Annotated in this window: 21 protein-coding genes; 12 read left to right on the top strand and 9 right to left on the bottom strand. The window is 57.7% G+C overall.

Annotated features, from left to right (window positions below):
- Nucleotides 1-56: 56 nt before the first annotated feature.
- The 6 genes from AOP6_RS10365 (at nt 57) to AOP6_RS10340 (ending at nt 6,328) form a co-directional block, all read left to right on the top strand.
- Nucleotides 57-2,288, top strand: a complete 2,232-nt coding sequence (locus tag AOP6_RS10365) for an NADP-dependent isocitrate dehydrogenase (RefSeq protein WP_155876661.1) — start codon at nt 57-59, stop codon at nt 2,286-2,288.
- 76 nt (nt 2,289-2,364) lie between these two features.
- On the top strand, nt 2,365-3,318 hold the full coding sequence (gene mdh, locus AOP6_RS10360; protein ID WP_155876660.1) for a malate dehydrogenase: 954 nt from the start codon (nt 2,365-2,367) through the stop codon (nt 3,316-3,318).
- A 265-nt stretch (nt 3,319-3,583) separates the two neighbouring features.
- Nucleotides 3,584-3,775, top strand: a complete 192-nt coding sequence (locus AOP6_RS10355; RefSeq protein ID WP_155876659.1) for a 4Fe-4S binding protein — start codon at nt 3,584-3,586, stop codon at nt 3,773-3,775.
- Between the two features lie 26 nt (nt 3,776-3,801).
- Nucleotides 3,802-4,935: a 2-oxoacid:acceptor oxidoreductase subunit alpha gene (locus tag AOP6_RS10350; RefSeq protein WP_155876658.1), complete on the top strand. Its 1,134-nt coding sequence runs from the start codon at nt 3,802-3,804 to the stop codon at nt 4,933-4,935.
- A 1-nt stretch (nt 4,936) separates the two neighbouring features.
- A complete protein-coding gene (locus AOP6_RS10345) occupies nt 4,937-5,752 on the top strand; it encodes a 2-oxoacid:ferredoxin oxidoreductase subunit beta (protein WP_155876657.1) in 816 nt (271 codons plus the stop codon).
- 27 nt (nt 5,753-5,779) lie between these two features.
- Nucleotides 5,780-6,328: a 2-oxoacid:acceptor oxidoreductase family protein gene (locus AOP6_RS10340; protein WP_155876656.1), complete on the top strand. Its 549-nt coding sequence runs from the start codon at nt 5,780-5,782 to the stop codon at nt 6,326-6,328.
- 59 nt (nt 6,329-6,387) lie between these two features.
- Here the strand turns inward: AOP6_RS10340 and AOP6_RS10335 are convergent, their stop codons facing one another.
- Nucleotides 6,388-6,591, bottom strand: a complete 204-nt coding sequence (locus AOP6_RS10335; RefSeq protein ID WP_155876655.1) for a hypothetical protein — start codon at nt 6,589-6,591, stop codon at nt 6,388-6,390.
- Nucleotides 6,592-6,905: 314 nt separating this feature from the next.
- Between AOP6_RS10335 and acnB the strand changes: the two genes are divergently transcribed.
- Nucleotides 6,906-9,440 carry a bifunctional aconitate hydratase 2/2-methylisocitrate dehydratase gene (acnB, locus tag AOP6_RS10330; protein WP_155876654.1) on the top strand — a complete coding sequence of 845 codons (2,535 nt, stop codon included), beginning with the start codon at nt 6,906-6,908 and terminating at the stop codon, nt 9,438-9,440.
- Between the two features lie 96 nt (nt 9,441-9,536).
- Here the strand turns inward: acnB and AOP6_RS10325 are convergent, their stop codons facing one another.
- Entirely contained in the window at nt 9,537-10,175 is a 639-nt protein-coding gene (locus tag AOP6_RS10325; RefSeq protein ID WP_155876653.1) for an NlpC/P60 family protein, read from the bottom strand.
- A gap of 307 nt (nt 10,176-10,482) precedes the next feature.
- On the opposite strand from AOP6_RS10325, the gene AOP6_RS10320 reads away from it, so the two are divergent.
- Nucleotides 10,483-10,968: a peptidylprolyl isomerase gene (locus AOP6_RS10320; RefSeq protein ID WP_155877708.1), complete on the top strand. Its 486-nt coding sequence runs from the start codon at nt 10,483-10,485 to the stop codon at nt 10,966-10,968.
- Nucleotides 10,969-11,006: 38 nt separating this feature from the next.
- A complete protein-coding gene (locus AOP6_RS10315) occupies nt 11,007-12,446 on the top strand; it encodes a DUF294 nucleotidyltransferase-like domain-containing protein (protein ID WP_155876652.1) in 1,440 nt (479 codons plus the stop codon).
- A 2-nt stretch (nt 12,447-12,448) separates the two neighbouring features.
- Here AOP6_RS10315 and AOP6_RS10310 read toward each other — a convergent pair whose 3' ends face one another.
- Nucleotides 12,449-13,312: a YitT family protein gene (locus AOP6_RS10310; RefSeq protein ID WP_155876651.1), complete on the bottom strand. Its 864-nt coding sequence runs from the start codon at nt 13,310-13,312 to the stop codon at nt 12,449-12,451.
- A 140-nt stretch (nt 13,313-13,452) separates the two neighbouring features.
- Between AOP6_RS10310 and AOP6_RS10305 the strand changes: the two genes are divergently transcribed.
- Nucleotides 13,453-14,418, top strand: a complete 966-nt coding sequence (locus AOP6_RS10305) for a hypothetical protein (RefSeq protein ID WP_225897384.1) — start codon at nt 13,453-13,455, stop codon at nt 14,416-14,418.
- A 30-nt stretch (nt 14,419-14,448) separates the two neighbouring features.
- Here AOP6_RS10305 and AOP6_RS10300 read toward each other — a convergent pair whose 3' ends face one another.
- The 4 genes from AOP6_RS10300 to AOP6_RS10285 all read right to left on the bottom strand — a co-directional run bounded on the left by AOP6_RS10300 (nt 14,449) and on the right by AOP6_RS10285 (nt 18,509).
- Entirely contained in the window at nt 14,449-15,330 is an 882-nt protein-coding gene (locus AOP6_RS10300; protein WP_155876649.1) for a carbon-nitrogen hydrolase, read from the bottom strand.
- The gene (locus tag AOP6_RS10295) at nt 15,327-16,352 is read right to left on the bottom strand and encodes an agmatine deiminase family protein (protein ID WP_155876648.1); all 1,026 of its coding nucleotides are present in this window, start codon (nt 16,350-16,352) and stop codon (nt 15,327-15,329) included. The genes AOP6_RS10300 and AOP6_RS10295 overlap by 4 nt, the downstream gene beginning before the upstream one ends.
- 68 nt (nt 16,353-16,420) lie before the next feature.
- The gene (locus AOP6_RS10290) at nt 16,421-17,947 is read right to left on the bottom strand and encodes a bifunctional DedA family/phosphatase PAP2 family protein (RefSeq protein WP_155876647.1); all 1,527 of its coding nucleotides are present in this window, start codon (nt 17,945-17,947) and stop codon (nt 16,421-16,423) included.
- A 13-nt stretch (nt 17,948-17,960) separates the two neighbouring features.
- Nucleotides 17,961-18,509: an HD domain-containing protein gene (locus tag AOP6_RS10285; protein ID WP_155877707.1), complete on the bottom strand. Its 549-nt coding sequence runs from the start codon at nt 18,507-18,509 to the stop codon at nt 17,961-17,963.
- A 138-nt stretch (nt 18,510-18,647) separates the two neighbouring features.
- On the opposite strand from AOP6_RS10285, the gene AOP6_RS10280 reads away from it, so the two are divergent.
- Both AOP6_RS10280 and AOP6_RS10275 read left to right on the top strand, forming a co-directional pair.
- Nucleotides 18,648-19,760, top strand: a complete 1,113-nt coding sequence (locus tag AOP6_RS10280) for an efflux RND transporter periplasmic adaptor subunit (RefSeq protein ID WP_155876646.1) — start codon at nt 18,648-18,650, stop codon at nt 19,758-19,760.
- A 1-nt stretch (nt 19,761) separates the two neighbouring features.
- Nucleotides 19,762-22,854: an efflux RND transporter permease subunit gene (locus AOP6_RS10275; protein WP_155876645.1), complete on the top strand. Its 3,093-nt coding sequence runs from the start codon at nt 19,762-19,764 to the stop codon at nt 22,852-22,854.
- Between the two features lie 5 nt (nt 22,855-22,859).
- Here the strand turns inward: AOP6_RS10275 and AOP6_RS10270 are convergent, their stop codons facing one another.
- Together AOP6_RS10270 and AOP6_RS10265 are read right to left on the bottom strand one after the other, a co-directional pair.
- Entirely contained in the window at nt 22,860-24,056 is a 1,197-nt protein-coding gene (locus AOP6_RS10270; RefSeq protein ID WP_225897275.1) for an MFS transporter, read from the bottom strand.
- A gap of 45 nt (nt 24,057-24,101) precedes the next feature.
- A complete protein-coding gene (locus AOP6_RS10265; RefSeq protein ID WP_155876644.1) occupies nt 24,102-24,311 on the bottom strand; it encodes a ferredoxin in 210 nt (69 codons plus the stop codon).
- Between the last annotated feature and the right edge of the window lie 103 nt (nt 24,312-24,414).

The following is a 24,414-nucleotide window of genomic DNA, read 5'->3' as shown; positions in this document are numbered from 1 at the left end:
TTCTGCCGATATTGGTGATCCTCTGGCGATGTTGGCATAAAAACTAAGGAGAGAACATGACCACGAAAGAAGCAAAAATCATCTGGACTGAGATTGACGAAGCACCCGCATTGGCTACTTACGCTCTGTTGCCGATCGTGCAGGCCTTCACCAAGGGGGCCGGCGTTTCTGTCGAGACCCGCGACATCTCCCTCTCCGGGCGCATTCTCGCCAACTTCCCGGACAACCTCAAGCCCGAACAGAAGGTTGCCGACTATTTGAACGAACTCGGCGAGTTGGCCAAGACCCCCGAAGCCAATATTATCAAGCTGCCTAATATCTCGGCTTCCATCGTTCAGCTGCAGTCGGCCATCAAGGAGTTGCAGGAGAAAGGCTACGACGTTCCTGACTATCCGGAAGAGCCGAAAAATGATGCTGAGAAAGAGATTCAGGGTCGCTACGCCAAGGTGCTTGGTTCCGCCGTTAACCCGGTGTTGCGCGAAGGGAACTCCGACCGTCGCGCCGCCGCCTCGGTCAAGAAGTTTGCCCAGCAAAACCCCCATCGCATGATGAAACCCTGGCCTGATGTTTCCAAGACCCGCGTTGCCTTTATGGACAGCGGTGACTTCTATGAAAACGAGACCTCGACCACCATTCCCGCCGCCACTACGGCCAAGATCGAGTTCGTTGCCGCCGATGGCAGCGTCACTGTTCTTAAAGACAAACTCTCCCTTCAGGCTGGTGAGATTCTCGACTCAACCCACATGGATGTCGCCAAACTGCGCGCCTTCTATGCCGAGTGCATGAAGGAAGCCAAGGAGAAGGACGTCCTGCTGTCGCTGCATCTCAAGGCGACCATGATGAAGATTTCCGACCCGATCATGTTCGGCCATGCCGTCACGGTTTACTTCAAGGACGCCCTGGGGAAATACGCTGCCGACCTCAAAGCGATCGGCGCCAATGTTAATAACGGCCTCGGCGATGTTCTGTCCAAGCTCAGCCGTCTGCCTGCCGACAAAAAGGCTGCCATTGAGGCGGATATCGCCAAGTGCTATGAGTCCGGCCCGGCCCTGGCCATGGTTGACTCCCGCAAAGGGATCACCAACCTGCACGTACCTAACGACGTTATCGTCGACGCCTCCATGCCTGTTGTCGTCCGCGACGGCGGCAAGATGTGGAATAAGGCCGACGAGCTGCAGGACACCATCGCCATGATTCCTGACCGCTGTTACGCCACCATGTACCAGGCTATGATTGAGGACTGCCAGAAGAACGGCCAGTTTGATCCCTCCACCATGGGCGCTACCTCCAACGTCGGTCTGATGGCGCAAAAAGCCGAAGAATACGGCAGCCATGACAAAACTTTTACCGCTCCCGGCAAGGGGACGATGCGCGTCGTCGACGCCTCGGGAGCCGTTCTGCTTGAGCAAAAAGTCGAGACCGGCGATATTTTCCGCGCGTGTCAGGTCAAGGATGCGCCGATTCAGGACTGGGTCAAACTCGCTGTCAGCCGGGCTAAAGCTTCCGGTGCACCGGCGATTTTCTGGCTTGATGAAAGTCGCGGCCACGACTCCCAGTTGATCAAAAAGGTCAACACCTACCTCAAGGATCACAATACAGCCGGTCTTGACATCCGCATCATGAAGCCGGTTGATGCCATGAAGCTGACCTGTGAGCGCGCCCGTAAAGGACTCGACACCATCACGGTGACAGGCAACGTTCTGCGTGACTACCTGACCGACCTGTTCCCGATTCTGGAGCTCGGCACCAGCGCTCGCATGCTTTCCATTGTGCCGCTGATGGCTGGTGGTGGTCTTTTCGAAACGGGTGCCGGTGGTTCCGCGCCCAAGCATGTCGAACAGTTCCTCCGTGAAGGACACCTGCGCTGGGATTCCCTGGGCGAGTACTGTGCGCTGGTGCCGTCTCTGGAGATGGTTGCTGACAATTTCAAGAATGCCAAAGCCGCTGTTTTGGCCGAAACCCTCGATGAGGCGGTGTCCAAATACCTGGAGAACGCCAAGGCGCCTTCCCGCAAAGTCAATGAGATTGACAACCGCGGCAGCAGCTTCTATCTCGCCATGTACTGGGCCCAGACTCTTGCCGCTCAGAGCAAGGATGCCGAACTGAAAGCGCGTTTCGCTCCGGTAGCTGAAAAACTCACTGCCAACGAGGAAAAGATCAACCAGGAGATGCTGGCTGCTCAGGGTCGTCCTGCCGACATTGGCGGTTATTTCCGTCCCGTGTTGGAAAAAGCCAACAAGGAAATGCGTCCCAGTGCAACTCTGAACGCAATCATCGACAGCCTGTAATTCATAGTGTGTTACGGTCGGGACGGGGTCTGATGCCCCGTCCCACTCTAATTTTCCAACGATGAGGAGAGAGACAATGGCTAGACCGAAAATTGCATTGATTGGTGGTGGGCAAATTGGTGGTGTGTTGGCTCAGCTCTGCGCCCTGCGTGAGCTTGGTGACGTAGTGTTGTTTGATATCGTCGAGGGATTGCCCCAGGGCAAGATGCTCGACATCGCCGAGGCTTCCCCTGTTGACGGTTTCGACGTCAACCTGAAAGGGACCAACGACTACAAAGATATCGCCGGGGCCAATGTTGTCATCGTCACCGCCGGTCTTCCCCGTAAGCCTGGTATGAGCCGTGACGACCTGATCGAAGTCAATTCCAAAATCATGACCCAGGTGGCCGAGGGTATCCGCGACAACGCCCCTGAAGCCTTCGTCATCGTCATTTCGAACCCCCTCGATGCCATGGTTACCCTTTGCCAGAAGGTTACCGGCTTCCCGGCTGAGCGCGTTATGGGTCAGGCCGGCGTCCTTGACTCTGCCCGCTTCGAGTCTTTTATTGCCTGGGAGCTCGGCGTTTCCGTCAAGGACGTTACCGCCATGACTCTGGGCGGACACGGCGACGACATGGTTCCCCTGGTTCGTTATGCCAGTGTCAAAGGCATTCCCGTAATGGAACTGCTGGAGCAGAAATATGGCAGCGCTGCCAAGGCCAAAGAAGTCATGGAAGCCATGGTTAAGCGGACCCGCGGAGCCGGCGGTGAGGTTGTTGCCCTGCTCAAAACAGGCAGTGCCTTCTACAGTCCTGCTTCCTCCGCCATCGCCATGGCTGAGTCCATTTTGAAAGACCAGAAGCGTGTTCTGCCCACCTGTGCTCTGCTTAACGGTGAGTTCGGTGTCAAAGGATACTATGTTGGCGTGCCTTGCGTTCTCGGCGCCAAGGGCATTGAACGCATCATTTCCTTCAAGCTTGACGCGGAAGAACAGGCCATGATGGACAAGTCCGTTGCTGCTGTTAAAGGCCTCGTTGACAGCATGAAGTAATCCAAGTTCCAGTGATTGTTGCAAAAGAAGGGCAATGGCAACATTGCCCTTCTTTTGCATTTGAATTATTGGATAAAATGTGTATACTGCACCGGTTTTTGGGGTGGAAACAGTGTTTGCCTGCTTTTGCTAGTTAAAATTATTTCTCAAGAATTATGATCCAGTGGGTTTGTCCCTGATCCAATTTCAGGGCATTGTAGATTCTGGTAACGTTTTGTCCGGCCGCGTTATGCGCGGTAAAAACTCGCAAAGGAGAAAAGCGGTAATGAGCAGTCCGAGAGTGGAAGTGATCGAAAGGTACTGCAAAGGGTGCAGCATCTGTGTGGAGTTCTGCCCCACTAAGGTCCTGGAAATGGATGCCTTTCTGGTGAAGGTTGCCAAGCCCGAGGCCTGCATCGCCTGCATGCAGTGCGAATTGCGGTGCCCCGACTTTGCTATCAAAGTCTTCAAAGATTAATTTCAAATTTTAGGAGGTCGGTTAACGTGGCTAAGAAAGTTGCTCTGTTGCAGGGGAACGAAGCTTGTGCACTAGGCGCTCTGTACGCCGGTTGCAAATTCTTCGGCGGCTACCCCATCACCCCCTCTACCGAGGTTGCGGAAGTCATGTCTGTTGAACTTCCCAAGGTCGGAGGGAAATTTATCCAAATGGAAGACGAAATCGCGGCTATGGCCTCGGTTATCGGCGCTTCCCTCACTGGGGCCAAGGTCCTGACCGCGACTTCTGGTCCCGGCGTATCCTTGAAACAGGAACTCATCGGCTATGCCTGCATCGCCGAGGTGCCCTGTGTCATCATCAACGTTATGCGCGGTGGTCCTTCCACGGGTATGCCGACTGGTCCCGGACAGTCTGATGTTCAGCAGGCCAAATGGGGTACCCACGGCGACCATGCCGCCATTGCTCTGGTGCCTGCTTCCTGCCAGGAGATCTTCTCGGAGACGGTGCGGGCTTTCAATCTCGCCGAGAAATACCGCATGCCTGTGCAGGTGCTCTTTGACGAAATCGTCGGCCACAGCCGCGAGCGTATCGAGTTCCCCGAGCCGGGTGATCTCGAAGTGATTGACCGTCAGGGCCCGACTGTACCCCCCGAGGAGTACAAGCCTTTTGACACCTCTTTCGGTGACGTGCCTCCCTTGGCAGCTTTCGGTACAGGATATCGCTTCCATGTTACCGGTCTGAACAAAGCCCAGGACGGCTTCCCGACCACTAAGGCCAGCCTGGTGGATGACGAGCAGCGTCGCCAGATCCGCAAGGTTGATGCGGCTCAGGCCGACATCGAGAAGAACGAAGAGTACCTGACTGAAGACGCAGAAATTGTTATCTTCGCCTATGGCTCTACCAGCCGTTCGGCTCGTTACGCTGTCAACGAACTGCGCAAGGAAGGTATCAAGGCCGGTCTCTTCCGTCCCATAACCTTGTGGCCTTTCCCCGAAAAACGGGTTGCCGCGCTGGCCAAACAGGCCAAAGCCATCATTGTTCCTGAAATGAACCTCGGCCAGATGGTGCTTGAGGTCGAGCGCGTTGCCAAAGGGGCCTGTGAGATTGGGTTTCTAGGTCGCGTCGACGGCGAGCCGATCAACCCCGGCCAGATCATTGATAAAGTCAAGGAGGTTAAGTAACATGGCTTTCGATTACGATAAATATCTGCGCCCCGGTAAATTGCCCCACATCTGGTGCCCCGGCTGCGGCCACGGGATTGCCATGAAGGGCCTGATCCGGGCCATCGACATTTGCGGTCTCGACAAGAACAATACCGCTATCGTTTCCGGTATTGGCTGTGCCAGCCGTCTCCCCGGTTATGTGGACTTCAACACCTTGCACACCGCTCACGGCCGTGCTGCCGCCTTTGCTACCGGCGTTAAAATGGCCAAACCTGAGATGAATGTAATTTGTGTCGGCGGTGACGGCGATGGTACTGCCATCGGCGGGAACCACTTCATCCATGCCTGCCGCCGTAATATCGACATGACCTATGTCATTTTCAACAACAGCATTTACGGCATGACCGGTGGCCAGTTTTCTCCCTGCACCCCGACCGGTGCCAAGGCTTCTACTACGGTCTATGGTAACCCTGACCCGACTTTTGACATCAGCAAACTGGCTATCGGCGCTGGTGCGACCTTTGTGGCCCGTACCACCGCTTTTCATGCTACCCAGATTGACAAGCTGATCGCTGAAGGCATCAAGCATAAGGGGATGGCCGTTATCGAAGTGCTCGACGATTGCCCCACTACCTATGGTCGCCGCAATAAATTCCGCAGCGTCGTCGATATGATGAAGCGTCTCAAGGATATTGCCGTTCCCGTGGCGGCCGCCAGCAAGATGACGGCGGAGCAGCTTGAAGGGAAAGTACTCACCGGCGTTCTCTACAAAGAAGAAAAGCCCGAGTACTGCGAGCAGTATGCCCAGGTTATCGCCAAGGCGCAGGGCGCCTGATTATCCAGCGAATAAGGAGAAGGATCGATGTCTGAAAGATTTGAAATTCGATTTTCCGGCGCCGGTGGTCAGGGGCTGATCACCGCCGGTATCATTCTGGCTGAAGCGGCCTCCATCATCGAAGGCAAGCACGCCGTTCAGTCCCAGAGCTACGGTCCGGAAGCCCGTGGTGGCGCTTCCAAGTCCGAGGTTATTATCTCCGACGGACCCATTGACTACCCCAAGGCTACCATTGTCGACGCCTGCCTGGCCATGACGCAGGAGTCTGCCGACAAGTACGCCAATGGCATCAAGCCTGGCGGAGTTCTGCTGCTCGACTCGGACTTTGTTAAAAACGAGCCCCAAGGGGACTTCAAGATTTACAAATTCCCCATTACCCGCACTGCCAAAGAGGATCTTGGTCGTGAAATCGTCGCCAACGTGGTGGCTCTTGGTGCCATGATTGCCCTGACGGGAGCGGTCTCTCGCGAGGCCGGCGAAAAGGCTGTTCTGGCTCGCGTGCCTGAAGCTTTTCTTGATCTGAACAAGAAAGCCTATGCTCTCGGCTATGAAAAAGTCAAAGATCTCATGAAGTAGATTCTTGCTGTTGTCCCATTAAAAACGCCCGGGGGCTTTATGCCTCCGGGCGTTTTTTTTTAATAGGCCACCTTTTTTAAACGTGGTCGGAATATTGTTTCGGCGTTGGGTGGATTTGAAGTTTTCGCCTTTTTTCGAGAACGAGCTTTTTGTTTTTTTGGTCGCACAGGCCTCTGAGCGAAGGGATCTTGTTTGGGCGAATGACTGATCAATGTGCTCAAAACCGCTGAAAAAAAACCGATGAGCATGAGTATTTCAAACATGACGGCCTCCTTTATTTGAATAAAGACTAGGTCATTTCCGTGACAGAATGTGTCGCACTGCGAGATTCTGGACCACAGGCCAAAATAAAGGGAAAAATGGTAGGGAGTTGCGTTGTGAGCTATTTTAAGTAACGCCAGCTGTCGGAGTTGGACGTTGACAAGGGCTTTGTAAATCGTATACAGTATGCAAGTTTTAGTATGGAAAATGCGCCTGGATGAAGCTGGAATTCGCAGGCTTCGCAACCGGGACACCGTGTGAATAGCGGTTATGCCAACTGGCGAAAAGAGGCCGCAATAATTTGAGGAGGAGAGAGATGATCGACGCTTATCTAAAGCATGAAGCCGAGCGGAATGCCCAGGGCATCCCCGCGCTTCCCCTGAATCCCGAGCAGACCCAGCAACTGTGTGAGCTGCTGCAGAATCCACCTAAGGGTAAAGAGGATTTTCTTAAGCATTTGTTTACGGAGCGGATTTCTCCCGGCGTGGACCCCGCTGCCGAAGTCAAGGCTGACTTTTTGGCGAAAGTTCTGAAAGGCCAGGCTAAAACCCCTCTTTTCGATAAAAAAGAGGCCGTCCGTATTCTCGGCACCATGATGGGCGGCTACAACGTCAAGCCCCTCGTTGACGCCCTCAAAGACGCCGAACTCGCAGACGAAGCGGCCAAAGCTCTGTCCGGCATCACCCTTGTGTACGATGCCTCTGATGAAGTCGCCGCACTGGCCAAGTCCAATGCCGCCGCCAAGAAAGTCATGGAGTCCTGGGCCAAAGCCGAGTGGTTTACCAACAAGCCGGCCATGCCTGAAACCATCAAGGTAAAAGTTTTTAAGGTGGAAGGTGAGATCAATACTGACGATTTCTCGCCTGCTGGTGATGCCTGGAGCCGCCCCGATATTCCTCTCCATGCTCTGGCCATGGGCAAGACCCGCTTCCCCGGTGGGCTGGAGACCATCGCCAAGTTCCGTGAAGAAGGTTTCCAAGTTGCCTTTGTCGGCGACGTGGTGGGCACCGGGTCTTCCCGTAAATCCGCCTGCAACAGCGTTCTCTGGCATATCGGTAACGAAATTCCTGCCGTTCCCAACAAGAAGACCGGTGGTGTCATCATCGGCAGCGTCATTGCGCCGATCTTTTTTAATACCGCTCAGGATTCCGGTGCCCTGCCGCTGAAGATGGACGTGACGGAAATGAACACCGGCGACGTCATCGTCATCAATACCAAGAAGGGTGAAGTGACTGACGAGGCTGGCAAGGTTATCACGACCTTCGAGATTACGCCGAACACAGTTCCCGATGAGTTCCGCGCGGGGGGCCGCATTCCCCTGATCATTGGCCGCGCCCTGACCGCTAAAGCCCGGGCCGCTCTCGGCATGCCCGAATCCGACATCTTCACACAACCGGTGAACCCTGTCCCCAAGGCCGGCCAAGGCTACTCCCTGGCCCAGAAAATGGTCGGCAAGGCCTGCGGCGTCGATGGGATACTGCCCGGCACCGCCTGTGAGCCCAAAATGACCACGGTCGGCTCCCAGGACACCACCGGCCCCATGACCGCTGATGAGCTCAAGGAACTGGCCTGCCTCAGGTTCCAGTCCCCCATGTTCATGCAGTCCTTCTGCCACACTGCCGCTTATCCCAAGCCGGCGGACGTAAAGATGCACAAGACCCTGCCCCAGTTTATCGCCGAGCGTGCCGGTGTCGCGCTGCGTCCCGGTGACGGCGTCATCCACAGCTGGCTGAACCGCCTCCTGCTGCCTGACACCGTCGGCACCGGCGGCGATTCCCACACTCGCTTCCCCATTGGCATCAGCTTCCCGGCCGGTTCCGGCCTGGTGGCTTTCGCTGGCGCCATGGGCTTCATGCCTCTGGACATGCCTGAGTCCGTGCTGGTCCGTTTCAAGGGCAAGTTCAACCCTGGCATCACCCTGCGTGACGCTGTCAATGCCATCCCTTACTGGGCCATCAAGCAGGGCCTGCTGACCGTGCCCAAGAAGAACAAGAAGAACATCTTCAATGGCCGTATTCTCGAGATGGAAGGTCTGCCTGAGCTCTCCGTTGAACAGGCTTTCGAACTGACCGACGCCGCCGCCGAGCGCTCTGCCGCCGCCGGTTGCATCCAGCTCTCCGAAGATTCCGTCTGCGCTTACCTGCGCTCCAACGTGGCCCTGATGAAGAAGATGATCGAAGAGGGCTACCAGGATCCGCAGACCCTGCAGAACCGCATCGACGCCGTCAATGAATGGCTCAAGAATCCCAAACTGCTCAAGGCCGATGCCAAGGCCGAATACGCTGCCGTCATCGAAATCGATCTGGCCGAGATCACCGAGCCGATCCTGGCTTGCCCCAACGATCCCGATGATGTCAAGCTCCTCTCCGAAGTGGCCGGCACACCGATCCAGGATGTCTTCCTCGGTTCCTGCATGACCAATATCGGTCACTTCCGCGCCGCTGCCGAAATCTGGCGCGGCCAGAAGTTCAACCCGGCTGTCCGCACCTGGATCTGCCCGCCGACCCGCATGGATCAGCAGCAGCTCAAGGACGAGGCGCTCTTCTCCATCTACAGTGCCATTGGCGCCCGTATCGAGATCGCCGGCTGCTCCCTGTGCATGGGTAACCAGGCCCGGGTACCTGATGGAGTGAACATGTTCTCCACCTCAACCCGTAACTTTGATGACCGTATCGGCAATGGTGCCAAGGTGTATCTCGGCAGCGCGGAACTCGGCGCCGTGATCACCAACCTGGGCAAGCTCCCCACGCCGGCTGAGTATCTGGCCGTCTACCAGGAGAAGGTGGCTCCAAAGGTTGATCAGGTTTACAAGTACCTGCAGTTTGATGAAATGGAAGGATACGGCAAATAACTCTGCCGGACTCTTTTGGACCACGACAAAGCCCCTGCCGGAAACCTTCGGCAGGGGCTTTGTTATTGGTGCTCTGAAGAGGTCGGGAGGTGTAACTCAGAAGTAACGGCGCCCACCCACAAAGGTGCGGGTAAAAAAGCTGTTGGAAAGGTTCTCGGTGCGAACGGTCTTGCCGGTGCGGGGGGCATGGATGAATTGTCCTCCGCCGATGTAGAGCCCTACATGGGTGACCCGCTGGCCGCCCTGCGTAGCGAAAAAGACCAGGTCGCCCTGCTTTAGCGCGTGTCGCTGCACCGGTACCCCCGCCTGGTATTGACTGCGTGAGTTACGCGGCAGGTTGAGACCGTTCAAACGATAGCAGACCATGGTCAGCCCGCTGCAGTCGAAACCATTTTCATGATCCTCACCACCCCACCGATAAGGGACTCCGATAAAGCGCTGAGCCGTTCTGACCAGTTCGGTTCCCAGATCCCCCTGGCCACTGCGCTGGATACGGTTGTGGGCATAGTCTTCCGGTATGACGATGAAGAAATCGCTAATGACAGCACGATTGCGCAGGCGCTCTGCTTCGCCGCGCGCTTCGGCATAGTGGGAGTGATTGCCGAAACGGACCTTGTACAAGCCTGATTCGTCGCGGAAGTAGTAGGCGTCAACCCCCTGGGCCGTCAGGTTTGCTTCAAGACGCACGGCATTCTCGAGGCTGGCAAAGGCGCCGACCTGGATACTGTAACCCATTGTTCCTAGGGAGGCTGGAGGAAATCCGTCCAACATGCCTGCGATGGGGTCCTCGAATGGAGTCGTGCCCACGCCTGCTGCCGGAGTTAAAGCGCGATTCGGCATGCAGCCGGCCAAAAAGAGCCAGATGATCAGGAGGACTGCCCTTGTCGCCCCTCCTGCTGGAAAAGAACCTGTAACCGGAGTCATCGCCGACTATTCTCCTCTAACCGCTTGCCTCAGCGCGATGCTTTACCTATACTTTCCCGACAGAACACACTAAAACTGAAGGAGTCATCCCGTGAGTCAGTCTAACCCTCTTATTCAGATGGAAACATCCCTTGGTGAAATCATCCTCGAACTGGACATCGAAAAAGCCCCTGTGTCCGTCGAGAACTTTATCACCTATGCCCAGGCTGGTCACTATGACGGCACCATTTTTCACCGTGTTATCAAAGGTTTTATGGTGCAGGGAGGAGGCTTGACCTCCGAAATGCAGGAAAAGCCCACCCGTGAACCGATTGTGAACGAAGCCAGGAACAAGCTCAAGAATAAAACCGGTACTGTCGCCATGGCGCGCACACAGGAAGTGGACAGCGCCACGGCCCAGTTCTTCATCAATACCGATGACAACAAGTTCCTCGACAACACCGGCACCGACCCAGACAACTTCGGCTATGCCGTTTTTGGCAAGGTGGTCGATGGTATGGATGTCGTCTATACGATCGAACAGCAGGCGACCACCAAAATGGCTGGTTATGACGATGTTCCCAAGGAGCCGATCGTCATTAAGCAAGTGACTGTAATCGACTGAGGCCTGTCTCTTCACCTTGTCCGTACAAAGGATCCGCCATGCCAGAGGCTAACGTTTTCTTCCTGCCGATTGCGGCTGTCTGCCAACGTGAAGTTGTGACCTGTCTGCCCGATGACGCGCTGGTAAGTGCCGTGGACGTCATGCGAAAGAAGAATGTCTCCAGCATCGTGGTGACGGCAGACGAGGCGCCAGTCGGGATTGTCACCGACCGGGATTTGCGCAACAAGGTCGTCTCGCGTGGAGTGGATCCGAACAGGCTCTCGGTGTCAGAAATCATGAGCAGCCCGCTGATCGTGATCGGAGAGGATGAGTTGCTCTTTGAGGCCCTTTACCGTATGTCCCGCCAGGGCATCCATCGGTTGGGAGTCGTTGATGCCAACGGCCGCCTGATTGGGATCCTTACCGATTCCGACATTCTGCAATTGCAGACGCGCTCTCCCCACAAAATGGTTCGCGACATCGAGGAGGCCGAAAGTCTGGCTGATCTGCGTATTTTACGGTCCCGCATCAATGAACTGGTCGTCCATCTTACCGGCACTGGTGTTAAGACGCCCGATCTGGTGCGGCTTATCGCCCAGCTCAACGATCAGCTCCTGCTGCGTCTGATCGCGTTGCTGCGCCGGGATCAATTCGCCGATCTCCCGCAGGAGTTTGCCTTTATCGTGCTGGGCAGCGAAGGGCGGCATGAACAGACTCTGACCACCGATCAGGACAATGCCATCGTTTATGCCGACCATCTTTCTGATGACCAGGTGCGGCGGCTTGAGGAGTTTTCCCAGGTTCTTATCGACGCCCTTATAGAGACCGGTGTGCCTCCTTGTCCGGGAGGCATTATGGCCAAAAATCCCCCCTGGCGTCGAAGCCTGCAGGCATGGCGGCAGGAACTCGACGGCTGGCTGGGTAACATAAGCTCAGAAAACATTCTCAAGGGGAGCATGTTTTTCGATCTGCGCACACTCTATGGTGATCCCTCTCTGGAAAAGGCTCTGAAAGAACATATTTTCAACAATATCCGCAAAAATGAAGTCTTTTTGGCGCGAGCCGCGCTGAATGTGCAGGGGTTTCGTCCACCCTTTGGGTGGTTCGGGCGGATCAAGGTTGAAAAAAAAGGACCGCATCAAGGGCTGGTGGATGTGAAAAAAGCTGGGATATTTGCCCTCACCGAAGGCGTGAAAGTGCTTTCCCTGCAGGCTGGGATACTTGATGGCGGCACTCGCGACCGTATCAACGCCCTTGTGGCAGCGGGTGTTCTCGATTCCAGGATGGCCGCCGATATCGAAGCCAGTTTCAATTATCTCGTGTTCCAGCGACTTCGCGGTCAGGTCGCGTCCATTCGCCGGGGAGAGACGCCGACCAACTATATCTCCCTTGAAGACCTCAACCGCATGGAGCGCGGTCGGTTCCGGCTGGCCCTGGAAGAAGTCAAAAATTTCCTGGAATTTCTTCGTCTGCGCTTTCGTGTCGACCTGTTGCGCTGACTCTAGTAGATTTTGCGCTTTGAAAAAGTCGAGCCCAGCACATTGAAGGTGTTTTCCACAATGAACATGGAGTAGGGATCGCTGGTGAAGACGATCTCCTCTAATCGTTTGAGTTGAATGTTGTTGATGACCACCATCAGCACGGTTTTTTCCTTGCGATGATAGGCGCCGATGGCGGGCAGGAAGGTCGCCCCTATTTTCATGTGCGACATGACCTGATCGGCGATCTCCTGAGGCTTTTCTGAAATAATCAGCGCCAGCTTGCGCTGGTTGAAGAGGGAAAGGCAGTAGTCGACGGTCACCGAGGTGATGAAGACGGCGATCATCGAGGCGATGACCAGATCGTTATCCAGGGCGGCGAAACTGAAGGTAAAAAGGGCGCAGTTGAAGAAGAAATAGAACTTGCCCAGACCGAGGTTGAATCTCTGATTGAGGATGACTCCCACCACATCGAGGCCGCCGTTCGAGCCGAGTGAACGCAGGACTATGCCGGCCCCCGCCCCAACGATGACGCCGAAGGTCACGGCGGCATAGAGTTGGTCCGTCAAGTTGATCTGAAAATCGATCACCATGAAAGACAGGGACAGGGTGAGCATGGAAAGAAAACTGTAGCTCAGAAAACGTTTGGAAATAAAGATATATCCCAAAATAAACATGGGAACATTGAGAACGAGATAGATAAGGCCGGTATTGGAAAAACCTGTTTTGTAGTAGATCAGGGTTGAGATGCCGAACAGTCCCCCGGGAACGAAGCCTTGCGGCTCACCCAGGGCTTTAAAGCCGATAGCCTGAATGAAGGAGCCGATAAGGATGAGACCGCAGTTCCAGAAGATAGAATAGCTAATCAGTGATTTTTTAGGTGACATGTCAAAACTCCTTTGCGGCCCTAGAAAAACCATATCCGGGGGGTATTGTCAAATGTTTCCAACGAAAAATCGTCAGTTGTCTGCATACTTCTTTGGGTTACTATAAAAAGAGAATCCCAAGCCGGAGAGGTTTTATCTTGATGAAACTCAGGCTGCTTTCTGCTGTTGTCGTGACGATTCTCGCTTTGCTCCCGACGACGTCCGTGTGGTCAGGCGAGGCAGACTTCGGACTGCGTTCAGGGTTGCGCCAGGACGACCTGCGCTGGAGTATTGGCGGCGGGGGGCTGGATGTGCTTTCTGAGCTACACTGGAATGATCTTGAGATTTTTCAGGTGCAGGGATATGGCCATTACGTATGGAAGCGTCCGCGCGGAGCTTTTGACGTTGCTTTGCGGGCCAGCGCCGGCTACGGCTGGATTATCGATGGGGAGAATCGCGACTCGGATTATGCCGGCCCGGACCGCGGGGACGAGTGGTCCCGCTCCGAGAACGCGGCGGATAAGGGCGAGGTGTTTGATCTGTCTCTGGCCGGTGGCCCGCAGTTTCCTCTGGCCAGTGGGCGCTTACGTATCACGCCGTTGCTCGGCTATTCCTACCACGCGCAGAACCTGACCCTGCACGATGGAGTGCAGGTCCTTTCCGAACAGGATCTTGCTGACCAGTTTTTCGGGGCAGGGGAGGTGACTGTCCCTGCCCTCGGCCCTTTTCCTGGGTTGGACAGCACCTATGAGACCCAGTGGCACGGACCCTGGACGGGCGTGGAAATGGTCTTTTCCCCCGTAGAGCGCTTCTCTCTTGCCGGGCGTTTGGAACTCCATCTGGTCGACTTCCGGGCCGAAGCGAACTGGAATCTTCGCAGCGATATGCAGCATCCCAAAAGCTTTGTCCAGGAGGCGACGGGATATGGCCTGGTTGGCGAAGTAACGGGGAAATACGCCCTGGATTCGCGTTGGGGGTTGGAGCTGGTCCTGGCCTACGGTGACTGGCGCGCCGAGGATGGCACGGATCTCATCTATCTCACCGATGGCACTGTCGCCTCCACGCGCCTTCACGAGGTCTGCTGGACCTCCCTTGCCCTGAATCTGGGGCTGGTTTTCCGATATTGAAAATCCCCTGTTTTCTGAAAAACTGATGCCTTAGTCCCGGTAGCGCCTGGTCAACTCAGCGTAGGCGTCAATGCGCCGATCCCGCAGAAAAGGCCAGATGCGCCGCACTGACTCACTGCGTTCCCTGTCCAGGTCGGCCAGCAAAACTTCTTCCCGCTCACCCGCCTGCACGATGATTTCTCCCTGACAGCCGGCCACAAAGCTGTGTCCCCAGAACTGGGCGCCGGCACCTGTCTCTTCTGGAGCGGACTCGAAGCCAACACGGTTGACGCTGATGACGGGGATGCCGTTGGCCACGGCGTGGCTGCGTTGAATGGTGACCCAGGCCTGCAGCTGCCGCTGCTGTTCCTCCTGGTCATCACGGGGATCCCAGCCGATGGCTGTGGGGTAGATCAGCAGGTCGGCGCCGGCCATGGCCATGAGGCGGGCAGCTTCCGGATACCACTGATCCCAGCAGACGAGTACACCCAGACGACCGACGGACGTATCGATGGGGGTAAAGCCCAGATCCCCGGGGGTGAAGTAGAATTTTTCGTAGTAGCCGGGGTCATCGGGGATGTGCATTTTTCGGTAGATGCCGGCGATGGAGCCGTCCTTCTCCAGCACCACCGCTGTGTTGTGATAGAGTCCCGGCGCTCGCTTTTCAAAAAGAGAAGTCACCAGCACGATGCCCAGCTCTCTGGCCAGGGCGCCTAATTCTTCCGTCGACGGACCCGGAATGGTCTCGGCCTGATCGAAGCAGGCGGTGTCCTCGCTCTGGCAGAAGTACAGCCCCGTGTGCAGCTCCTGCAGCACGACGAGCTCGGCACCCTGATCGGCGGCGCGGCGGATCCCCTCCATACTGGCGCGCACGTTGGCCTCGCGGTCGGCGCTGCAGGACTGCTGAACCAGTCCGACGGTGAGATTTTTCATGGCAGAACTCCTTCGGGAAACTGCATGGTGACGCAGTGCAGGGAACCGTGCTGCAGAATCAGCGGCAGGCAGTTGACGCCGATGATTTCGCGGCCGGGGAAGGCCTCGGCGATGACCTGCAGCGCCTGTTCATCCCGGGCATCCTCATAGGTCGGTACCAGCACGGCTCCGTTGATGACCAGGAAATTGGCGTAAGTGGCGGGCAGACGCTCACCGTCCTCGTCGTAGGCGGCCCGCGGCCAGGGCAGGGGGAGCAGGCGGTAGGGCGCGCCGTCCCGCGTACGGAAGGTTTGCAGCTCGGCCTCCATTTTCTTGAGGGCCTCGAAATGCTCATCGACGGGATCGTCGCAGGTTACGTAGACGATGGTATCGTCGGGGCAGAGTCGAGCCAGGGTGTCGATGTGCGAGTCGGTGTCGTCGCCTGCAAGATAACCGTTTTCCAACCATAAAAAGTGGTTGAATCCCAACAGCGCCTTCAGCCGGGTCTCGATTTCCGGCCGGGAGAGATGCGGATTGCGGTTGGGGTTCAGCAGGCATTCCGCCGTGGTCAGCAGGGTGCCGCAGCCATCGCTTTCCAGGCTGCCTCCTTCGAGAATGAGCCCGGGGATTTCAAGGGGTATGGAGCCGAAAGCGCCGTCTTTGGCCAGCGCCTGGTTAACCTGATTGTCGTAATGGGCGGCGAACTTGAGGCCCCAGCCGTTGAACCCGAAGTCGAGAAGGACGGGGGCGCCGTCCCGCAGGACCGTGATGGCCCCGAAATCCCGCGACCAGGTGTCGTTGGTTTGAATAGTGTAGAGGCGGATGCGCGTCATGTCCGCGTCGGTGCGGGCGAGTTGCGTGCGGACGCGTTCGACGTCTGGGGCGACAATAATGACGCGCTCAAAACGACTGATCTCGGTGGCGAGCCGCTGAAAGACCGGTTCGACCACATCCAGGTGCTGCTCCCAGTCGCTGTCCTGGTGCGGCCAGGCCAGCAGGACGCCGTCCTGTCTCTCCCATTCGGCAGGCATGCGTATATTCATGGCTATTCCTTTTATGCGTTAGGTAAGAGTCGGGTTTTTCGGCTTCATTCTCTATCACAGTTGACGTCTCAGGGCCAGCCCATTTGCAGCAATTGGGCACGGATGAGCAGGGTGACGCCGCCTATTGCAGCGGCAATCCCCAGGCTCAGGAGCACCAGCCGTATCCCCCGAGGGAATTGTAGGGGCGGCCAGTGCGAATGCCAGGGAAATTCGCCGGCGTAGCGGCGGCGAATTTCGGAGGCAGTGATAAGAAAGGTCAACCACATGGCCGCCAGGGCAAAGCCCGCCAGCACGTCACTGAGCCAGTGAACGCCCAGATAGATGCGGCTAAAGCCGATGAGCAGGGCAACGAAGCTGCCGCAAAAAAGCAGAACCGCGCGCGACTGCCAATCGCGGATATGGTCGAGCAGCATATAGGTCAATAATCCATAAAAGACCAGGGCGACAAAAGCGTGGGCGCTGGGGAAGCTTGCGCTGAATGGCTCCAGGTGGGGCAGCAGGGGGACGGGGCGGGGACGGTCGAAGACGAATTTGAGGGCAAAGACGAGCAGTTCACCCCCCAGCGTGCCGGCTGCGAGGATCGTGGCCGAAAAAAAACGCTGGTAAAGCATCAGCCAGAACAGGGCCAGCAGCGCCAGCATAAGCACGGCTCCCGCACTGCCCAGAGTGGTGACCGCCATGAAGAAGGCGTCGGCTACGGGATGCTTCAGCTTGGACACTTCCGCGTAAACCCACAGATCGAAGCGAAAGAGAGGCTCCCGGATGTGCATGGCGTTGGTCAGTCCGACGAAGAGAGCGGCGAAGAGGGCGCTGAAAAGCAGCCCCGTGGTCAGGTAGAGACCGGCCCCTTTGCGCAGGCTGAAACGGTCGGCCAGAAACTGCCAGAGCAGGGGATAGCGGCGCTGCAACCGTTGCGCCGTCGGTCCCTGCAAAAGCCGTTCACCCTGTCGTCGCAGCCGCAACCATCCGCGCGTGCCCAGGTCGACCAGCCGCGGCGCCAACTTTTTCCAGAAGAGGCCATTGAGAATCAGCAGCACCACCAAGGCCGTCACCGCCAGGCTCAGCTGCCCGGTCAGCCGCCGGACCTGCTGCCAACTGGCGCCGCCGAGGTAGCCCAGTCCCGGATAGCAGAGACCCCAGAGGATGGCGCTGATCAGCGTATAGAGGACAAAGGGCAGCGCCCGCATGCGAGAGCTGCCGGCGACAAAGGGGATGAAACCGCGGATGGGGCCGGTAAAGCGCCCCATAAAGACGCTTTTGCCGCCATGCGTGGCGAAAAAAGCTTCCGCCCGGTGGACCAGGGCGCGACGCTTATGCAGGAAGGGGCGCCTCATGAGCTGAGCCCCCAGCCTCGCTCCCAGCCAGAAGCTGAGCAAGTCGCCAAGCAGGGCGCCGAAGGCGGCGCTCCCCATCAAGGGAAGGATCGCCCCTTTGCCGCTGGCGGCCAGGAACCCGGCGAAGACCACCAGCACACTCCCCGGCATGAGCAGACCGATGCCGACGATGGATTCAAAGAGGGAGATGAAGGCGATAAGCAGATAGTAACTGCCGCCCTGCGGCAGCCAGGCAAAGAGCTCCTGCAGCCAGTCTTCCATCCACAGTCCTTTCTCAGACAGGCACGCCGGTGGAAAAATAGCGGTGCCACTGGTCGAAGACGATCACCTTGTCGCGACCGAAGCGCTCCAGGCTCTGGCGGACGGCCTCCACCGACCGTTCCTCGTCATTCTCCAGCGGGTTTTTGGAAAAGAAGAGATCGGCGTAGGCCACGATCTCTTCCTCCAGGGATTTGGGTACCATGTTCCGTACGGGCAGGGGCAGCTTGTCTCGCTCGATCTCCCTTGCCGTCAGGCCCACTCCGATATGACGTTCGCAGACGAGGGCATGCCGGGGGAAGCCTTCCTCTTCCAGCAGTTCCCGACCTTTGTAGCCGTGGGCCAGATACGGCAGGTCGCCGTGACAGCCCAGTTCGGGGGCGTGGGTCCGGCAGATGCCGATATCGTGCAGGAAGGCCGCTTCCTGCACGAACTTCAGGTTGACGCGGCTGCTGCCGAGTTTTTCGGCAATCAGGCCGGCCTTCTCGGTCACCTTGCGGCTGTGGCGCAGCAGGATGTCGTGGGCCTTGGTGCCCGGCGGGTAATAGGTGTTGAAAATTCTCATCAGGTCCAACAGAAAACTCCTTTTATCTCTTCAGGTTTTGTCTTGACCCCTGTCAGCCTGTAATCAATAATACGCACCTGTGCGCGGGTTTTGCAGCAACTTTAATTTTATCTATTCATTATCATCATTGGATAAAGCATGAAAGTCGATTTTTGCCATCGCAGTCAAGCCTCAGCCCCTGAAAAAGGGCGGTATGGGCTGCCGGTCAGGTGGTCTTTGACCCTGTTGTCTCTGGCGCTGCTGTTGGGCTGCAGCGATAAGGAGAATCCGCAAACGTTCACTGCCGCCGAGCGTCCCGGGCAGATCCCCACGGTAGAGGTGCAGGTACTGCAGCCGGAAAACCTCGAAGAGACCTTCACCCTGCCGGGCACGCTGGAAGCCTGGGAGGATCTGACCCTCTCCGTTGAAGTCGCTGGCACCGTCAGGCAGATCGGCCCGCAGGAAGGCGATCAGCTCAAGGCGGGGGCGACGATCCTGCATATGGACACGGACATTCTGGAGACCAGCCTGGAACGGGCCGAGGCCGATTATCGCCTGCGTCAGAAAGAGCTGGAGCGGATTCGGCGCCTGCGTGAACAGAACTTCGTCAGCGCCCAGGAGTTCGACACGGCCATCAATGCCTTTGACGTGGCCGACGCCGAGCTCAAGCGCCTGCGAACTACCCTGGAAAAAAGCGCTCTGCGAACTCCTGTGACCGGCCGGCTCGATCGTCTGCTGGTGGATCGGGGGGAATATGTCAAGGAGGGTACCGCTGCGGCCGTCGTCATTCAGATCGATCGCCTGAAAGTGCTCATCGAGGTGCCGGAAAAAGATGTGGCCTTTGTTAAGATTGGCGACCAGGTTCGCATCGAGCAGGCGGCCATTGAAGGTTTGCCGCAGATCGTGTTGCCGGGAAAGATCATCCATCTGGCCTATAAAGCCGACGCCTCGACCAAGACATACCTCGCTAAAATAGAGGTAAGCAATGGCACCGGACTGCTTCGCCCCGGTATGATCGTGCGCACCCGCATCGTGCGCCGCAGTCTTCCCGATGTGCTGGCGGTACCGCTGTACGCTGTCGTCGAAAGGGAGGGGCAGAAGTTTCTTTTTGTCGAAGAAGGGGGAGCCGTCTTTCGTCGTCCCGTTGAACTGGGGGCCGTCATCGGTGATAAAGTGGTCATCCTCAGTGGGGTAGAGGCCGGGGAGCGTCTGGTCGTCAAAGGGCAGCAGCTCATGACCCATGGAGCCAAAGTCAAGGTGGCAGGCGACTGACATGCTTATCACCAATGCCGCCATCAGCCGCCGCAGCACCGTCTTTGCCCTCATGGTTATTGTGGTCATCAGCGGGCTCACCAGCTATCTGACGCTGCCACGGGAATCGACTCCCGATATCACGGTGCCCTACGTGCTGGTGCAGACCATCTATGAAGGGGTGGCTCCAGCCGACATCGAGACTCTTATTACCCTGCCCATCGAACGCAAGCTCAAAGGCTTGAAGAACGTGGAGGAAATCCGCTCGGTCAGCGCCGAAGGCTCCTCCATGATTACCATCGAGTTCACGCCCGATGTGGATATCGAAAACGCCCTGCAGTGGGTACGCGACAAGGTCGACCAGGCCAAGGGCGAATTGCCCGACGACCTGGAGGACGATCCTTCCATCCTCGAAATCAACCTCGCCGAATTCCCTATTCTCTCCGTGGCCGTTTCGGGGCATGTCGACGAGCGGGTTCTCAAGGCCGTGGCGGAAGAACTGGAGGATCGCATTGAGGAGATCCCCGGAGTGCTTGATGTGGTGCTGGCCGGGGCCCGCGAACGGCAGATCCGGGTGGAGTTCGATCCTGAGCGCCTGGCTGCTTATCGCCTTTCTTTCTCAGAGATTCTAGCGGCCATCCAACGGGAAAACGTCAACATCCCCGGCGGCAGTATCGACATCGGCCGCGGCAAGTATCTGCTGCGCATCCCGGGTGAATTCACCGACCCCGCCCAGATCGACAATCTGGTCCTGGTCAGCCGTGACGGCCGCCCCGTCTATTTCAAGGACGTCACCACCGTTCACGACAGTTTCGAGGATCGCACCAGCTACGCCCGCCTCAACGGCCGCGACAGCGTCACCCTCTCCATCAAAAAGCGTACGGGGGAGAACATCATTGCCGTGGCCGATCAGGTCTTTGCCCTGCTCGGCGAAGCGGAACGCCTGCTGCCGGAAGGGGTGCAGCTCGCCGTTACCCTCAACCAGTCCAAGGACATCCGCCGCATCGTCGCCGAGTTGGAGAACAATATCCTCAACGGTCTCATTCTGGTTATCCTCGTTCTCTTTCTCTTCCTGGGCTTCACCAACTCTCTGTTTGTCGCCCTGGCTATCCCCTATTCCATGCTGCTCTCCTTCACCATTCTGCAGGCGTTGGGCATCACTCTCAACATGGTGGTGTTGTTCAGCCTGATTCTGGCGCTGGGCATGCTGGTGGATAACGCCATCGTTATTGTCGAAAATATCTACCGTCACATGCAGGAAGGCAAGGGCCGCCTCGACGCCGCCAGGGAGGCCGTTTCCGAGGTAGGCTGGCCGGTGATCAGCTCGACCCTGACCACCCTGTGCGCCTTTTTCCCCATGCTCTTTTGGCCAGGCATCATGGGGGAATTCATGAAATTCCTGCCCCTGACCCTGATAGTTACCCTGAGTGCCTCCCTCTTTGTCGCCCTGGTCATCAATCCTGTCGTGTGCGCCAGCTTCATGCGGGTGCCTCCCGCGCAAAGTGCCGGTGAACAGCGCGAGCCCTTCATTCTGCGGCTCTACCGCCGGACGCTGGAGGTGGCTTTGCGTTTCCGAGGGCTGGTCGTGCTGGCCTCGGTGATTTTTCTGGTGGGGCTGATGGCCATCTACGCCGTCTACGGCCATGGCGTCGAACTTTTCCCCGACACCGAGCCCAACCGGGCCTTCGTCGAGATCAAGGCGCCGGAAGGGGCCAACCTCGATACCAGTAACACGCTGGCGCTGGCGGTGGAAGAGGTCGCCATGCAGGAGCCGGATATCCGCTATGTTATCGCCGAAGTGGGGGTGGGTTCGAGCGGCGACAGCGGCGGCTCGACGGGGCAGGCCCATATGAGCAAGATTTCCCTTGATTTTCAGGATCGCCACGATCGTCGGGAAAACTCCAATGATGTCCTCGCTCGTATCCGCGAAACCGTCGTGCCCTTCGCCGGCGCGGAAATCAAGGTGGAAAAGCAGGAGGAAGGACCTCCCACGGGGCCGCCGGTTAACGTCGAAATCAGCGGCGAGGAAGTCGAGACCCTGGGGGCGCTTGCCGCCCAGGCCAAGGCGCTCATTCAGGATGTGCCCGGCCTGGTTGACCTGAAGGACGACTTCTCCATGGCCATGCCGGAGATACGCGTGATGGTCGACCGCGAAAAAGCCAGTCTGCTCGGCCTGTCAACGGCCGAGATCTCCCGCACCGTCAAGGCGGCCATCAGCGGCAGTAAGCTCGGCGTCTACCGCGAAGGGAAGGACGAGTATGATATCGTCGCCCGCCTGCCGGAGCCCCGCCGCCAGGAGTTCAGCGATATTGAGAACCTGCTGGTTCCCACGATGTCCGGCGCCCCCGTCCCCCTGTCGACGGTGGCCCAGGTGGAACTGAGTACCGGCTTCGGCTCCATCCGCCGCCTCAACCAGAAGCGGGTGGTGACCCTGTCGGCCAACACCTATGGACGCAACAGCAACGAAGTGCTGCGCGAGGTCCAGGATCGCTTGACCACTCTGGACCTGCCGGCCGGTTATCGCGTCAACTTCTCCGGTGAGCAGGAAGAACAGCAGAAGGCCACCGCCTTTCTCGGCAAGGCTTTTATGGCGGCGGTCTTCCTCATCACGTTGATTCTCGTCACGCAGTTCAATTCCATGTCCCAGTCGCTCATTGTCATGACCTCGGTGGTCCTGTCTCTGTCCGGTGTCTTTTTCGGTCTGTTGGTGACTGTGACCCCCTTCGGCATCATCATGACCGGCATCGGCGTCATCTCCCTGGCCGGGGTGGTGGTCAACAACGCCATCGTGCTTATCGACTACATCAACCAGCTGCGCAAGCAGGGACTGGAACTGAACGAAGCCCTCATCCGCGCCGGGATCGTGCGCTTCCGTCCCGTCATGCTCACGGCCATGACCACCATCCTCGGCCTGCTGCCCATGGCCGTTGGCCTGAGTTTCGATTTTCGCAGCCTCACCTGGGAAATCGGCGGAGAGTCCGTCGAGTGGTGGGGACCCATGGCCATCGCGGTGATCTTCGGTCTGGCCGTGTCCACCATGCTTACCCTGGTGGTGGTGCCGGTGCTCTATTCCCTGTCCCAGTCCCTGCTGGAGAGGGTGAGGCGTGAGGCATGAGGCGGTTAGTCGTTCACTGTGGCGGGTGGGGTTGTTTGGCTGCGCAGAAAGAGGATCGCGAAGGGGAGCAGGACCAGGGCAAAGGCGGCGGCCAGCACTAGGAAGGTCGTGGAAAGGCCCTGGCTGTCGGCCAGGCGGCCCACCAGCGGGCTGCTGGCGACAAAGAGCAGACGAAAGACGAGGGATTTGAGCGACAGGATGCTGGCCCGAGTGCCGGGGCGGCTTTCTTTTTGAAGGTGGTGGCGTAGCAGCGGGCCCTGCAGTCCGCGCATGGCGGTCAGCAGATAATAGAACACGAAGCCCCAGACACTCTCCACCAGTCCCAGCCCGGCATAGCCGACGACCACCAGACAAAGGCAGAGGATGATCATGCCACGATGGCCCAGGTGGAAGCTGAGGCGGTGGCTGAGCAGAGAGAAGAGGGCGACGGTCAGATTGGCTCCGGCCCACACCGGCCCGAACCAGGCCAGGGGAACGGCGTTGAGTTGCATGGCGGGCTGAATGAGCCAGACGGGGATGAAGGAGGCCAGGCCCAGCAGGCCGGCCAGGGCAATGCCATAGCGCAGCCGGTGATTTTCCAGCAGGGCGTGGCGGCTGATCTGGATGGCCTCGCTCAGACCGGCGGCGGGCGCTCCCTGGCGTAGATGTGGCGGTTCCTGCAGGGTGCGCGTGAGGACGAAAGCCAGCCCCCATACGGCAATCTGCAGAAAGAAGGGGGTCAAAGGAGCGAAAGCGTAGAGGGTGCCGGCAAAGATGGCGCCCGCCGCTTCGCCGAACTGGGCGTAACCCGTCATGCGGCCATCGTAGCGGGCGTAGTGCTCCTCCTGGCCGTCGGCCTTTAGCGTCTCGAAGAGCAGGGCGCTGTCGGCGCCGCTGATAAAGGCGTAGGAAATGCCCAGTAGGATTTCGGCCCCGAGTACGCCGGCGAAGGAGCCGGCAACGGTGTACCAGCTCCAGCCGGCGATGCCCAGCAGCGAGGCCAGGCTGAGGGTGAGACGGTAGCCCAGGCGGTCGCTCAGGTAGCCCGACGGGTATTCCATCAGCAGGGTCGCCAGCGAAAAGATGGCCTGCAGCAGCAGGATCTCGCTCAGCGACAGCCCGATGTGGTCCTTCCAGAACAGGGTGATGATGGCCATGGGAAAGAGGGCCATCTTAAGAAAGGAAAAGGCGTAGAGCTTGCGGATGTTAGAGGTCAAGGTCACAGGCTGGCCTCGCAGGTCAGGGGCCAAGATGAATCCCCGATCCGTCTAGTCCTGCCAGTGAATGCAGGCGGCGGGGCAGTTGTCCATGGCCTGTTCAATCTTCTCCTCTGGGGCGCCGGTGGGGTTGTAGACGAAGGATTTATGGTGGTGATGATCATCTCCCTCGCCTTGCATGCGGAAGACTTCGGGGCAGATGCTGACACAGACTTCGCAGCTGATGCATTCATCCTGATCGACAACGGGTATGCGGGGCATGGCAGAAATCCTTTCCGGATAAAATGATCGGCATCATAACAGCTTGATCTTCTCTTGACTATGGGAAATCATACCCTTCAAAACGCTGGTGGCGCAAACGGAT

Origin of the sequence: Desulfuromonas sp. AOP6 (genome assembly GCF_009731355.2) — a bacterium.
Taxonomy (GTDB): Bacteria; Desulfobacterota; Desulfuromonadia; order Desulfuromonadales; family SZUA-540; genus SZUA-540.
Note: the sequence above shows the minus strand (reverse complement) of the source record. Positions and strands in the feature narration are given on the sequence as shown.

Coding starts and splice junctions, on each gene's coding strand:
- AOP6_RS10305 (WP_225897384.1), top strand. CDS start 13,453: ATGAAACTCAGGCTGCTTTCTGCTGTTGTCGTGACGATTCTCGCTTTG.
- AOP6_RS10340 (WP_155876656.1), top strand. CDS start 5,780: ATGTCTGAAAGATTTGAAATTCGATTTTCCGGCGCCGGTGGTCAGGGG.
- AOP6_RS10320 (WP_155877708.1), top strand. CDS start 10,483: ATGGAAACATCCCTTGGTGAAATCATCCTCGAACTGGACATCGAAAAA.
- AOP6_RS10365 (WP_155876661.1), top strand. CDS start 57: ATGACCACGAAAGAAGCAAAAATCATCTGGACTGAGATTGACGAAGCA.
- AOP6_RS10310 (WP_155876651.1), bottom strand. CDS start 13,312: ATGTCACCTAAAAAATCACTGATTAGCTATTCTATCTTCTGGAACTGC.
- AOP6_RS10295 (WP_155876648.1), bottom strand. CDS start 16,352: ATGAATATACGCATGCCTGCCGAATGGGAGAGACAGGACGGCGTCCTG.
- acnB (WP_155876654.1), top strand. CDS start 6,906: ATGATCGACGCTTATCTAAAGCATGAAGCCGAGCGGAATGCCCAGGGC.
- AOP6_RS10315 (WP_155876652.1), top strand. CDS start 11,007: ATGCCAGAGGCTAACGTTTTCTTCCTGCCGATTGCGGCTGTCTGCCAA.
- AOP6_RS10335 (WP_155876655.1), bottom strand. CDS start 6,591: ATGTTTGAAATACTCATGCTCATCGGTTTTTTTTCAGCGGTTTTGAGC.
- mdh (WP_155876660.1), top strand. CDS start 2,365: ATGGCTAGACCGAAAATTGCATTGATTGGTGGTGGGCAAATTGGTGGT.
- AOP6_RS10285 (WP_155877707.1), bottom strand. CDS start 18,509: ATGAGAATTTTCAACACCTATTACCCGCCGGGCACCAAGGCCCACGAC.
- AOP6_RS10290 (WP_155876647.1), bottom strand. CDS start 17,947: ATGGAAGACTGGCTGCAGGAGCTCTTTGCCTGGCTGCCGCAGGGCGGC.
- AOP6_RS10265 (WP_155876644.1), bottom strand. CDS start 24,311: ATGCCCCGCATACCCGTTGTCGATCAGGATGAATGCATCAGCTGCGAA.
- AOP6_RS10355 (WP_155876659.1), top strand. CDS start 3,584: ATGAGCAGTCCGAGAGTGGAAGTGATCGAAAGGTACTGCAAAGGGTGC.
- AOP6_RS10280 (WP_155876646.1), top strand. CDS start 18,648: ATGAAAGTCGATTTTTGCCATCGCAGTCAAGCCTCAGCCCCTGAAAAA.
- AOP6_RS10325 (WP_155876653.1), bottom strand. CDS start 10,175: ATGGGTTACAGTATCCAGGTCGGCGCCTTTGCCAGCCTCGAGAATGCC.
- AOP6_RS10345 (WP_155876657.1), top strand. CDS start 4,937: ATGGCTTTCGATTACGATAAATATCTGCGCCCCGGTAAATTGCCCCAC.
- AOP6_RS10275 (WP_155876645.1), top strand. CDS start 19,762: ATGCTTATCACCAATGCCGCCATCAGCCGCCGCAGCACCGTCTTTGCC.
- AOP6_RS10300 (WP_155876649.1), bottom strand. CDS start 15,330: ATGAAAAATCTCACCGTCGGACTGGTTCAGCAGTCCTGCAGCGCCGAC.